The organism is Ruegeria sp. AD5 (genome assembly GCF_056542345.1).
The window spans coordinates 1,056,479-1,068,303 of sequence record NZ_JBQFZR010000001.1 but is presented as its reverse complement, the minus strand read 5'-3'; the positions used below and the strand labels follow the sequence as shown (position 1 = coordinate 1,068,303).

General features: G+C 56.0%; 11 protein-coding genes. 6 read left to right on the top strand and 5 right to left on the bottom strand.

The window, feature by feature from the left end:
* Positions 1 to 36: 36 nt before the first annotated feature.
* Positions 37 to 1,353, top strand: coding sequence for a lytic murein transglycosylase (locus ACR0JG_RS05385; protein ID WP_480567954.1), 1,317 nt, complete (start codon positions 37 to 39; stop codon positions 1,351 to 1,353).
* Between the two features lie 40 nt (positions 1,354 to 1,393).
* Here the strand turns inward: ACR0JG_RS05385 and ACR0JG_RS05380 are convergent, their stop codons facing one another.
* Both ACR0JG_RS05380 and ACR0JG_RS05375 read right to left on the bottom strand, forming a co-directional pair.
* On the bottom strand, positions 1,394 to 2,791 hold the full coding sequence (locus ACR0JG_RS05380) for an aspartate aminotransferase family protein (protein ID WP_480567952.1): 1,398 nt from the start codon (positions 2,789 to 2,791) through the stop codon (positions 1,394 to 1,396).
* 75 nt (positions 2,792 to 2,866) lie between these two features.
* A complete protein-coding gene (locus tag ACR0JG_RS05375; RefSeq protein WP_170406782.1) occupies positions 2,867 to 3,550 on the bottom strand; it encodes a GntR family transcriptional regulator in 684 nt (227 codons plus the stop codon).
* A 140-nt stretch (positions 3,551 to 3,690) separates the two neighbouring features.
* Here ACR0JG_RS05375 and ACR0JG_RS05370 point away from each other — a divergent pair, with 140 nt between their 5' ends.
* The 5 genes from ACR0JG_RS05370 (at position 3,691) to ACR0JG_RS05350 (ending at position 8,977) form a co-directional block, all read left to right on the top strand.
* Positions 3,691 to 4,776 (top strand): polyamine ABC transporter substrate-binding protein, encoded by a 1,086-nt coding sequence (locus ACR0JG_RS05370; RefSeq protein ID WP_170508945.1) that lies wholly within the window; start codon positions 3,691 to 3,693, stop codon positions 4,774 to 4,776.
* 70 nt (positions 4,777 to 4,846) lie between these two features.
* Positions 4,847 to 5,974, top strand: coding sequence for an ABC transporter ATP-binding protein (locus tag ACR0JG_RS05365; RefSeq protein WP_170425908.1), 1,128 nt, complete (start codon positions 4,847 to 4,849; stop codon positions 5,972 to 5,974).
* Positions 5,974 to 6,864 carry an ABC transporter permease subunit gene (locus tag ACR0JG_RS05360; RefSeq protein WP_170508943.1) on the top strand — a complete coding sequence of 297 codons (891 nt, stop codon included), beginning with the start codon at positions 5,974 to 5,976 and terminating at the stop codon, positions 6,862 to 6,864. The genes ACR0JG_RS05365 and ACR0JG_RS05360 overlap by 1 nt, the downstream gene beginning before the upstream one ends.
* The gene (locus ACR0JG_RS05355; protein ID WP_223117155.1) at positions 6,861 to 7,679 is read left to right on the top strand and encodes an ABC transporter permease; all 819 of its coding nucleotides are present in this window, start codon (positions 6,861 to 6,863) and stop codon (positions 7,677 to 7,679) included. Before ACR0JG_RS05360 ends, ACR0JG_RS05355 begins: the two co-directional genes overlap by 4 nt.
* Positions 7,676 to 8,977: an NAD(P)/FAD-dependent oxidoreductase gene (locus ACR0JG_RS05350; RefSeq protein WP_480567950.1), complete on the top strand. Its 1,302-nt coding sequence runs from the start codon at positions 7,676 to 7,678 to the stop codon at positions 8,975 to 8,977. The genes ACR0JG_RS05355 and ACR0JG_RS05350 overlap by 4 nt, the downstream gene beginning before the upstream one ends.
* Here ACR0JG_RS05350 and ACR0JG_RS05345 read toward each other — a convergent pair.
* The 3 genes from ACR0JG_RS05345 to ACR0JG_RS05335 form a co-directional block, all read right to left on the bottom strand.
* Positions 8,972 to 9,772: a phosphotransferase family protein gene (locus ACR0JG_RS05345; RefSeq protein WP_480567948.1), complete on the bottom strand. Its 801-nt coding sequence runs from the start codon at positions 9,770 to 9,772 to the stop codon at positions 8,972 to 8,974. The two genes, ACR0JG_RS05350 and ACR0JG_RS05345, sit on opposite strands and share 6 nt — an antisense overlap.
* A gap of 121 nt (positions 9,773 to 9,893) precedes the next feature.
* The gene (locus tag ACR0JG_RS05340) at positions 9,894 to 10,559 is read right to left on the bottom strand and encodes a flagellar hook capping FlgD N-terminal domain-containing protein (protein ID WP_480569024.1); all 666 of its coding nucleotides are present in this window, start codon (positions 10,557 to 10,559) and stop codon (positions 9,894 to 9,896) included.
* A 3-nt stretch (positions 10,560 to 10,562) separates the two neighbouring features.
* Positions 10,563 to 11,792: a flagellar hook-length control protein FliK gene (locus tag ACR0JG_RS05335; RefSeq protein WP_480567946.1), complete on the bottom strand. Its 1,230-nt coding sequence runs from the start codon at positions 11,790 to 11,792 to the stop codon at positions 10,563 to 10,565.
* Positions 11,793 to 11,825 lie beyond the last annotated feature (33 nt).

Sequence of the window (11,825 nt, the reverse complement as noted above, 5' to 3'; positions counted from 1 at the left end):
ATCATCGACCCTGAGCAGTAATCAGGATAAAACGGAATGCGTAAGTGTGTAGGTGGCGTTATGACCGCCGCATTATGGGCATCCATCGTGCAGGCGGATACAACAGAAAATTCGATACGGCCTCTGGCCCGACCTATGGTCGACAATGTGCAACTGGCCTCGGCGGACGTGACGGTCTCGGTACGGCCCGTGCTGCGGCCTAAGGTCGAGGTGCAACGTGTATCGGCAGACGGGAATGCCCGATTTCAGGCTTGGCTGGGGGCATTTCGCAAGCGGGCGCAAGAGCAGGGCATCTCGGTCAATACGCTGGATCGGGCGTTGGCTGGGGTGACCTATGACAGTGACATCATCAAACGTGATCGCAATCAGGCGGAGTTTTCCAAACCGATTTGGGAATATCTGGGCGGAGCGGTTTCAAAAACGAGGATATCCAACGGTCGCGCTGGGCTAGACAAGCACCGAGAGACTTTGACACGGATCGAAGCCCGGTACGGCGTCGAAAAAGAGGTCGTGACCGCGATCTGGGGTCTTGAGACTTCGTTCGGCACCTACCGAGGAAGCAAGCAAACCATTCGGTCGCTGGCGACTTTGGCCTTTGATGCTCGACGAGCAAACTTTTTTGAGGGACAGCTGATCGCCGCGTTGCAGATACTGCAGGCAGGGGATGTCGACCCTGAGAATATGGTAGGCAGTTGGGCTGGGGCGATGGGGCATACACAGTTCATGCCGACCTCGTTTCTTGATTTCGCGGTTGATTTCGATGGAGATGGGCGTCGCGAGATCTGGTCGGATAATCCAACTGATGCCTTAGCATCAGCCGCTTCTTATTTGGCAAAACATGGATGGACCAAAGGCCAACCTTGGGGGGTCGAAGTGCAACTACCATCCGACTTTGACTACGCCAACGCGCGGCGAGATTTCACTCTGATGCCGTCGGAATGGGCGGCCCGAGGGGTTCTTGCTTACTCGGGCAAGGCAGTGCCCGATCACGGGCAAGCAGCAATCTTGTTACCGGCGGGTGGTCGGGGTGTCGCCCTGATGATCTTCAATAATTTCAAAGTGATCGAGGCCTACAACGGCGCCGATGCCTATGTGATCGGCATCGGGCATCTGTCCGACCGGCTTGCAGGAGGCTCTCCGTTTGAGGCCGATTGGCCGCGTGGCGATCGCGTATTGAGCTTTACTGAAAAGAAAGAACTACAGCGTCGGCTGACTCAGGCGGGCTTCGATACACAAGGGATCGATGGGCGCACCGGGCCAAATACGATTAACGCGGTGCGCGCGTTTCAGGTTGCTCAGGGGTTGATCCCGGATGGATACCCGTCGCTCGGCCTGCTGGAAAGGATGCGCTGATAATCAGGGCGACCCAATTGGGTCGCCCATGATCTAATGATCAGGACGCAGGCTTCATCAGACCTTTTTCGTTGATTTCAACCAACGCATCATCCAACGATTTTTGAATGCGCACGAACATCTCGTCGATTTCGGCCGGGGTAATGACCAACGGCGGAGAGATGACCAGGCGGTCGTCCACATGACGCATGATCAGATTGTTTTTGAAGCAATGTTCGCGGCAGATATATCCGATCGTGCCGGGATCTGATGCGAACTTGGCTCGGCTTGCCTTTTCAGGCGTCAATGCGATGGACCCCATCAAGCCTGCGATCTTTGCCTCTCCGACCAGCGGATGCTCGACCAATGCGTCCCATTTCTTTTTCATATAGGGCGCGACCACGTTGCGCACGTGATCGACGACGTTTTCTTCTTCTAGGATGCGCAGATTTTCGAGCGCAACTGCTGCGGCAACCGGGTGGCCGGAATAGGTGTAGCCATGGTTGAACTCGGTGGCGCTGATGACACGGGCGACTTCGTCGCAGACGATCGATCCGCCAATAGGTGCATAGCCTGAGCTAAGGCCCTTGGCGATTGTCATGATATGCGGTTTGATCCCGACGGTTTGCGAGCCGAACCAGTTGCCGGTTCGGCCAAACCCGCAGATCACCTCATCCGCGATCAGCAGTATATCGTACTTGTCACAGATGCGCTGAATTTCGGGCCAATATGTGTCGGGTGCGATGATCACGCCGCCTGCGCCCTGCACAGGTTCGGCGATGAAGGCAGCGACGCGATCTTCGCCCAGTTCCTGAATGGCTTCTTCCAGCTCGCGCGCGCGGGCAAGGCCGAATTCCTCGGGGCTCATATCGCCGCCTTCCGCCCACCAGTTCGGCTGGTTGATATGGTGGACATTCGGGATTGGAATGCCGCCCTGCGCATGCATTCCTGCCATGCCACCCAACGACGCCGATCCAACAGAAGAACCGTGATAGGCATTCTTGCGGCTGATGATGATGTTCTTGTCCGGCTGACCTTTTTCGGCCCAATAGGTGCGCACTAGACGGATGTTGGTGTCGTTGGCCTCGGACCCGCTTCCGGCAAAGAAGACATGGTTCAGATCACCTGGCGCAAGCTCAGCCAGTTTTGCAGCCAGCGCAATGGCGGGCGTATGGGTCGTCTTGAAGAAAGTATTATAATACGGCAGCTCGCGCATTTGACGTGCGGCTGCATCGGCCAGCTCGTCGCGGCCATATCCGATATTTACGCACCACAATCCGGCCATACCATCCAGAATTTCATGACCTTCGCTATCGGTCAGATAGACGCCCTTGGCACGGGTGATGACCCTGACACCTTCGTCTGCCAGCGCCTCATTGGTCGAAAAAGGATGCAAATGGTGTGCTGCGTCCAGCGCCTGCAATTCGGCAGTGGGCATGTGATTGGTGATGGTGGACATCTCGGATTCTCCAGCAAGCGTCGTTGCCAGATAGAATATGATCAAATTTTATGCTGTCAATCGAATCGCTGGTTTCTAGGTGCTTGGCAAAGCATCGCCCATCATTCCCATACCCTGCTCAATGTCCTGCGCTGTTGCTAACGCGGCCTTTTCTGCATCTCGCTCACGTAGCGCGGCAATAATGTCTTTGTGTCTGTCGGGCAGGCTTTGAGTGCCGAAGCGACCGCAAACGATGCGCAACGAAGGGCCGAATCGCAGCCATAGCCGTTCGGCTAGATCAACAAGTATCGGAGCGTCCGCATGGGAATACAAAGATTGGTGAAAGGCGTGGTTCAAACGCAGGTAACCCCCTACGTCCCCATCCGCGATCATATTGTCCAATCGTTGATCCAGCTGCTCAAGATAGTCGATCTCGGTTATAGATATGTTCTTTGTGGATCGCCTGGAAAGCTCTGTTTCTATTGAAATTCTTGCGAAAATCATCTGCTCGATGTCGTTGGCTGAAAGCAGCGGGACGCTCACGCGACGATTGCCCTGAAAAATGAGCGCGCCGTCGGAAATCAGACGGCGTATTGCCTCGCGCACCGGAGTCATGCCGACACCAAGCGAATCAGTCAGGCCCTGGATCGTGACCGGCTGCCCGGGCACGAGATCGCCAAACAGAATCTGGGATTTCAGTGTCCGATAGACCTGTTCGTGCGCTGGGCGTTTTTCTTCATCTACCGGAGGTGTATCTGCTTTATTTTTGATCAAATCCAAAAGGTTTGCCCCAATCCAAGTGTTTCTGTCTTGCCAGAATCTTCACCTATTCCGACCATAGGTGAAACCGCCATGAAACGCAAAACTTGATCAAATCCAAAAAAAGGTCAAAATGGCCGCACAGTTGCAGGGAGAAAAATATGAAACTGAAAACGCTGGGGATGACAGCGATCGTCGCATTGGGGACTTCGGCCGCGTTTGCTGAAGAAGTGCGCGTCTATAACTGGTCCGACTACATCGACGAAGATCTGCTGAGCAAATTCGAAGAAGAAACAGGGCTAACCCTGATCTACGATGTGTTCGACAGCAACGAGGTTCTGGAAACAAAAATGCTGGCCGGTGGGTCAGGCTATGATGTGGTTGTGCCTTCAGGCACGTTCCTACAACGCCAGATCCAGGCCGGCGCATTCCAGGAACTGGATGCCGCCAAGCTGTCGAATGCAGGCAACCTATGGGATGTGATCCAGGAACGAACCGCAGGGTATGACCCCAACAACGCCTACTCGATCAACTATATGTGGGGCACGACAGGTATCGGGTTGAATGTCGGCAAGGTCAAAGAAGTGCTGGGCGACGATGTTGCGCTTAACAGCATGGATCTGGTGCTCAAGCCCGAGAACATGGAAAAGCTGGCCTCGTGTGGGGTGCATTTCCTCGACGCACCGTCTGAGATCATTCCGATGGTGCTGCAGTATATCGGCGAAGACCCTGACAGCCACGACACGGATGTAATTGGGAAAACCGAAGAAATTCTGACCAGTGTGCGCCCGTATGTTCAGAAATTCCATAGTTCGGAATACATCAATGCGCTCGCCAATGGTGATATCTGCGTTGCTGTCGGCTGGTCGGGCGACATCTTGCAGGCACGCGACCGTGCGGCGGAAGCGGATAACGGCGTGGACATTGAATACCATCCCTTTGCGGAAGGCTCGCTGATGTGGTTTGACCAGATGGCTATTCCGGTCGACGCACCAAACCCCGAAGGCGCGCACCAGTTCCTGAACTTTATCCTGGATGCCAACAACATGGCTGCGGCGTCGAACTATGTGTACTACGCCAACGGCAACAAGGCCTCGCAGGAGTTTCTTGAAGAGGACGTGATCGGTGATCCGGCGATCTATCCGGATGATGCGACCATGCAGAACCTCTACATCACCACACCTTATCCGGCAAAGACCCAGCGGGTGGTGACACGTCTCTGGACCAAAGTGAAATCAGGCACCTGATCTGATCATAGCGCAAGGCGGGCCCACTGCCTTGCGCCATTTTTATCCTGACCGATAAACGGGGGCCGCCTTGAATTCTGAAGTCTTTGCGCCGTGGGATGACCCGCAGGCGAAACCCTTGATCCAGTTCCAGAACGTCACCAAGCGTTTTGGCGCATTCACCGCAATCGACAATCTTTCATTGGATATCTACGAGCGTGAGTTCTTTGCGCTGCTCGGCCCGTCGGGCTGCGGCAAGACCACGATGATGCGGATGCTGGCCGGATTCGAAACCCCTACCGATGGTCACATCCTTCTGGGTGGACAGGATATCGACCCGATCCCGCCCAACAAACGGGCGGTAAACATGATGTTTCAGTCGTATGCGCTGTTTCCTCATCTCAGCATCTGGGACAACATCGCCTTTGGCCTGCGCCGGGACAACATGCCCAAACGCGATCTGGAAGAGCGGGTCGATGAGATGCTGCGCCTAACCCGGCTGGAACAGTTCGCACGCCGCAAGCCGCACCAGATCTCGGGTGGTCAACGCCAACGCGTAGCGCTGGCCCGGTCATTGGCCAAAGCACCAAAACTGCTATTGCTCGACGAACCTTTGGGCGCTTTGGATAAGAAACTCCGTCAGGATACTCAGTTCGAGTTGATGGACATTCAGGAAAAAACCGGCACGACCTTTGTCATCGTGACGCACGATCAAGAAGAGGCGATGACCGTTGCCAGCCGAGTGGCCGTGATGGATCAGGGCAAACTGATGCAAGTGGCAACTCCAGATCGCATCTATGAGACGCCAAACTCGGTTTATGTTGCTGATTTCATTGGGGATGTGAATATCATTGAGGGACGCGCTACCGCAGCAGGCGACGAAAGCTATCAGATCGAGTGGGCAGAAGGGCAACCCCCGTTAGCGGCGTCTTCCGCGACCCAACTTTCCAATGGTCAGAGCTGTCATCTGGCGATCCGGCCTGAAAAGGTCGCGATCTCTGCCGAGCGCCCGGTCGATGCGATCAACGCCATTCAAGGCAAGGTGCATGACATCGCCTATCTGGGCAACTTGTCGACCTATCATGTCGAACTGCCAAACGGCACGATCATCAAGGCGCAAACAGCGAATACGCGCCGCATCTCGCGCCGCTCATTCACCTGGGAAGACCCGGTTTGGCTGTCCTGGACAGCGACTGCCGCAGTTCTGCTGGAAAACTGATGCGCCGCGCTGTTCTTATCGCTGTCCCGTATGTCTGGTTGCTGGCACTGTTCTTGGTGCCGTTCTTTATCGTCCTAAAGATATCGCTTTCAGACACCGCACTTGCCATTCCGCCCTACACTCCGACGCTGGACCTGTCCGCAGGTTGGGCGGGTATCAGGGATTTCTTCAGCCAGCTTGATCTGGAAAACTTTGTCTGGCTGACTGAAGATGATCTTTATTGGAAGGCCTATCTGTCCAGCGTAAAGATCGCGCTGATCTCAACGGTGTTGACGCTGATTGTCGGGTATCCGATCGCATATGCGATGGCGCGCGCACCTGAAGAGTGGCGACCTACATTCATGATGCTGGTCATCCTGCCGTTCTGGACTTCGTTTCTGATCCGGGTCTACGCATGGATGGGTATCCTCAGCAACGAAGGCTATCTGAACCAATTGTTGCTGTGGACGGGCATCATCTCGACCCCGTTGACCATTCTGAACACGAATACCGCAGTTTATATCGGTATCGTTTATACCTACCTACCTTTTATGATCCTGCCGATTTATTCGTCGCTTGAACGGATGGACGGGTCGCTGATCGAAGCCGCCGAAGACCTTGGGTGTTCGCGACTGCAGGCATTCTGGTTGATCACAATCCCCTTGTCGCGCCCCGGTATTATCGCGGGCTGCTTCCTCGTGATGATTCCGGTGATTGGGGAATTCGTAATCCCCTCGCTACTGGGCGGATCGGGGACCTTGATGATCGGTAAGGTGCTGTGGGAAGAGTTCTTCTCGAACCGCGATTGGCCCGTCGCCAGCGCGGTGGCCGTGGTTCTGTTGCTCATCCTCGTGATCCCGATTGTGCTGTTCCAGCGCAACCAGCAAAAGCAGACGGAGGCAGAACAATGAACAGGCTGAGCTGGTTCAACACTGTCTCACTGACGCTGGGATTTGCCTTTCTGTATATCCCGATGATCATCCTGATCATCTTCAGCTTCAACGAAAGCAAGCTAGTCACTGTTTGGGCCGGTTTTTCGACCAAATGGTACGGCGAGTTGATGCAGAACCAAGCCTTTCTTGATGCAGCCTGGGTCACGCTGCGTGTGGCTGTGTTCTCGTCAACGTTGGCCACGATTCTGGGCACCGCAGCAGCTTACGTTCTGGTGCGCGGCGGACGGTTCTTTGGGCGCACGCTGTTTTCCGGGATGATCTATGCCCCGCTCGTGATGCCCGAAGTGATCACGGGTCTGTCGCTGCTGTTGTTGTTCATTGGCATCGGATTGGACCGGGGGATCTTGACCATCGTTCTGGCGCACACGACGTTTTCGATGTGTTTTGTCTCGGTCGTCGTATCCTCGCGTCTTGTGACCTTTGATCGGTCGTTGGAAGAGGCGGCGCTGGACCTGGGCTGCTCTCCGGCGCAGGCGTTTCGTCTGGTCACACTGCCAATCATCGCGCCTGCAGTGATTTCGGGATGGCTGCTGGCTTTCACCCTATCGCTGGATGACCTTGTGATTGCCTCGTTTACATCTGGACCTTCTGCCACCACGTTGCCGATCAAGATTTTCTCGGCTGTGCGTCTGGGGGTCAGTCCAGAGATCAACGCGCTGTCGACGTTAATGATCGCCGTTGTCACGGTGGGCGTTATTACCGCGTCCCTGGTGACCAAGCGGGCGATGGTTCGGCAGAAACAGGATGAGTTGGCCGCGGCAAGCGCTGAATGAGGCGTATATTTCCTGATTATGCCTACGGCCCCGCGCCACGCGCGGGGTGTTGGTGGGATGAGACGATCGCGACCCCTGCTTGGCCAAAGCTCGAAGACGATATCAGCGTTGACGTCGCCGTCATCGGGGGCGGGTTTACCGGCTTGTCCGCCGCATTGCATCTGTCCGAGGCAGGGGTTTCGGTCGCTGTGTTCGAGGCGGAAACACCGGGCTGGGGGGCGTCCGGTCGAAACGGGGGCTTTTGTTGTCTGGGCGGGTCAAAGCTCAGCAAGGCTGGTCTGACCCGTCGCTATGGTCAGGTGGCAACGCAGGCCTATTACCAAGCGGAAGAAGACGCCGTTTCACTGGTTGCTGACCTTCTGCGTGATAACCAAATCGACGCCGAAACGCATTCCAAGGGTGAAACTCAACTGGCCCATTCACGGCGCGCGATGGAACGATTGCGCCGGTCGGCCGATCCGGCCGGACAATTGCACGAAATCGGCGAACTGAGGAGCCTTGGGTTGGGCGGTGCGTTTTTCGGCGGCTATACAACTCCGATTGGTTTTGCCCTGAACCCCCGAAAGTATCTGTTCGGCTTGGCAGGCGCTGCCCAGGCAAAGGGCGCAACTCTGTTCCAGAACAGCCCGATCACGCAGATCAAACAGGCCACCTCGGGATTCGTGCTGACCTCGCCTGCGGGTCACGTTCGTGCTTCGAACGTTCTGGTGTGCACAAATGGCTACTCAAGCGAGGATCTGCCGCCCTGGTTGGCCGCGCGTTATATGCCTGCACAGTCAACGGTTCTTGTGACGCGGCCTCTGACTGATGTCGAGCTGCAGGCGCAAGGCTGGACGTCGGATCAGATGGCCTATGACACGCGTAATTTGCTGCACTATTTCCGATTGATGCCCAATCGACGATTTCTGTTTGGGACACGAGGGGGGCTGCTTTCATCCCCTGGGGCTGAGGCGCGCATTCGGCAAAAGGCCTTCGGGGATTTCAGGCGGATGTTCCCCGCCTGGGACACGGTCGATGTCACACATATGTGGTCCGGCATGGTTTGCCTTGCCCGGAACCTTGTGCCCTTTGTGGGCCCGGTTCCTGAGCATCCGGGGATGTATGCAGGGTTTGCTTACCACGGCAATGGTGTGGCGATGGGAACCTATTGTGGACGTGCTTTGGCGCGACTGGTGCTGGGGCAATCCGCAGACATTCCGTCCCCTATTGCGGGTGCGCCGGGGCGGTTTCCCTTTGGCCGTTGGCGTCGCGCTGTCATGCCGCCAGCCTATGCGTATCTGGGTCTGGCGGACCTATAAGGCCTCAACTTCCAACTCATACCCAATGGCATAATCAGCCGCACCGTTTTCGGCCCGCCAAAGACAATAAGCGGCCATGCGCCAGGCAAACCAAGGCCTCAATGACAGATAGCGTTCGGTGATATCGGGTTGGTCGTAGGCCTTAAGAAACAGCGTCTCTTCGGCCTCGGACAAGGGCGCGCCTCGATAGAGTTGCTGCATCGCAGGTGAAAGGAATATCGCCAAGTCTTCACATGGGTCACCGAAGGCCGGGCATTGCCAATCGATCAGCGTCAGCCCATTTTTCGATTGCAGGATGTTTCCCGCGACCGGATCGCCATGGATCAAGCACCGCGCGGATAATGGCGGTACTTGGGCCTGAGGTTTTTTTGCAAGCAACGATCGCCGCTCTTCCGCGTGGCAATCAGCCAGAATTTGACACGCGTGCTGTTCCAGATCTTCGCTGCCATTGCAGCCGTTAGGGAGGTCCAGATTGACCGGAATTTGGTGCAACCTTCCAAGCAGATGGGCCACGCCCGAAACATCGTCCTGCCAAGGGACGCCCGGAGCGTGGTCATAGTAGACCCAGCTGTCGTCTCCAAAGGAACCCGTGGCACGTAAATTGGGCACGAAGCCAAAGCTGTTGAGCGTGCGCAGACATTCTGACTCAAGCCGGGCATCGTTGCGAAACAAGGGGTTCTGAAACCGCGCACTGTATAGCTTAAGCACGGCATCACTATTGCCGGACAAAACCTTCCAGACATGATTGGTCCGCCCACCGTACAACACCTCGAAGGTCACGTCGTGGCGGATCAAACCTTGGGTGCTGAGCTGGGCAACAAGGCCCGGGGGAGGTTGGTGATGATCAGACAGGAGAGATACCGGGTTAGGGGGCGAGTCGCGATGCGCCAAGCTTTGGCCCGCCTTGCCTTCCAGATCAAGCGCCCGTGCGGATTTGCGTGACCATTTCGGCGGACACCTCTGCACCGCTCTCCAGTTTCAGGATGATGCAACCTTCGCTGACCTGTGCCTCTACCACCCGACCGAAGGCAGATGCGGGCGTGCTGGTTAGTAACTCACCTCTTTTGAAGCTCTCCAATGTGGCTGAGTAACTGCCAGCGGGAAAGGGATCACCGGCACTGCTGACCCCGGCCCACTCGAATTCGGCCTTGTCAGTAGGCACAGGGATGCGATCGACAATGGTGCCCTGGTCGTTGCGGATGACCAACTCGGCCCGGTCGGCAGTGGGTTCGGCCTGAGCAAAAATCGGAACAGGCTGATCTACAAAGCGAAACGGTGCATCGGTTTTGACATTCATCCCAACCCACCCGGTGAGCTGATTAAGATCGACTGCCCCCATTGTCAGCGCGAGGCCAGACAGAAGCTCATTGGCTTTGACTTGTTGTTCGACCATCGAGAACTGCGCCAGCTGAGAGGCATATTCGGAGGAATCCAGAGGTTCAAGCGGATCCTGATTGCGCGCCTGCACGGTCAGCATGCGCAGAAAGGTCTCGAAATCTGACGTCAGTGCCGAGCGTTCCGAATTGTTGTTTGCGCCGGGATTTGCACCCGTTGCGGTCACTGAATTGGTCGCTGAAATCATCAATTAAAGCCTCATATCAAGGCCCCTTTCAGGGCCAGCCGAAAGTGTGGGTGCCTTATGGTCCGCGTCGCGAACCATTTCGACCGTTTCTGAGGAAGGGTCAGGCTCTGATGGGTCACCATGCTGGGACGAGTCCCCGGACATGCTAAGGTCAAGCGACAGATCCCCATAACCCAGCTTTTCGAACTCAGCCGACAGGATCGCAATGTGTCGCCGCATCAGGTCCAGTGTTTCGGGCCGTTCGGCCGCGATCGATAGATGAAACCCGTCTTCTCGACCGTTGAGCGAGATTGATACGCGCCCAAGCTCTTCGGGGTTCAGGGCTATTTCAACGCCACCGGTATTTGGTCGGGTCGAAATCGAAGCGGCCAGTTGCCCCGCAATCGTGCGTGCCGTTTCCGCGCGGGCTGCGGCGATGGGCATCGCTTGCGTCGTGTCGCGTATCGTGTGGCCCACCGCTGTGTCTTTGACTGCAAAAAGGTCATCAACTTCCGCGCTGATCGCCGTTTCAGCAATAGCATCGCCCGGAGCCCGGTCGAGATTCCAAGCTGTTGTCTGCGGTTTCAAGGCGGCAGAAATGACAGTTTGCCGGGTTATTCGAGCCTCTACAGGCTCAACTGCGCGTGCGACGAGTGGCACCTCTGGTTCGGGACTTGGCGGTTCCAGTTTCGAAAACGTATCCCCCATAAAGCTAGCATTTAGCGCGTGTGAGGCCGGCCTATGGTGTAGATATCCATTTCCGCTAACATCAAGGATCGGAACTTGGGTTGGCGCTCGAAGCACGTTTGCGTCAGGCCTTGGGGCAGCCGCTTCGGGTGAGCCTGCATTTTGTCTTAGCGTTGAATTTTCAGAGGCCAACTGCGAAATTTGCGGTACCGGGCTGGGCGGAGCGGCAACATGGTTCGTCTCACCGACGGCAAAATCCGCTTGGTGTTTCGGCGCATTTGCGACCTCTTGCGCAGCCACCTGCAGTTGGGCGGGCTCTAGTTCGTCGGTTTTGATTGTCTCAGTTGAATCTGCCGTAGAAACAGATGGAATTTCTGATTGTTCGGATGGCAGGTTTGAATCAGCCACAAACGGATCTACATCCTTCAATTCGATTTGTTCGACATCCTCATTGAGCACTTCCTCAAAGGCAAACCCACCTTTGGTATCACGCTCTTTACCCTGAGATGCCCCCGGTTTGTCACCCGTGGCAGATGCAGGCGACATGATCGTCAGCGGGTTGGTCATTTTTCGCTCCGGGGTTTCTTTGATCTGGCCGGC

Bases quoted from the DNA above. Each gene is read 5' to 3' on its own strand.
- ACR0JG_RS05385 (WP_480567954.1), top strand. From the start codon at position 37: ATGCGTAAGTGTGTAGGTGGCGTTATGACCGCCGCATTATGGGCATCC.
- ACR0JG_RS05380 (WP_480567952.1), bottom strand. From the start codon at position 2,791: ATGTCCACCATCACCAATCACATGCCCACTGCCGAATTGCAGGCGCTG.
- ACR0JG_RS05370 (WP_170508945.1), top strand. From the start codon at position 3,691: ATGAAACTGAAAACGCTGGGGATGACAGCGATCGTCGCATTGGGGACT.
- ACR0JG_RS05360 (WP_170508943.1), top strand. From the start codon at position 5,974: ATGCGCCGCGCTGTTCTTATCGCTGTCCCGTATGTCTGGTTGCTGGCA.
- ACR0JG_RS05355 (WP_223117155.1), top strand. From the start codon at position 6,861: ATGAACAGGCTGAGCTGGTTCAACACTGTCTCACTGACGCTGGGATTT.
- ACR0JG_RS05350 (WP_480567950.1), top strand. From the start codon at position 7,676: ATGAGGCGTATATTTCCTGATTATGCCTACGGCCCCGCGCCACGCGCG.
- ACR0JG_RS05340 (WP_480569024.1), bottom strand. From the start codon at position 10,559: ATGATTTCAGCGACCAATTCAGTGACCGCAACGGGTGCAAATCCCGGC.
- ACR0JG_RS05335 (WP_480567946.1), bottom strand. From the start codon at position 11,792: ATGACCAACCCGCTGACGATCATGTCGCCTGCATCTGCCACGGGTGAC.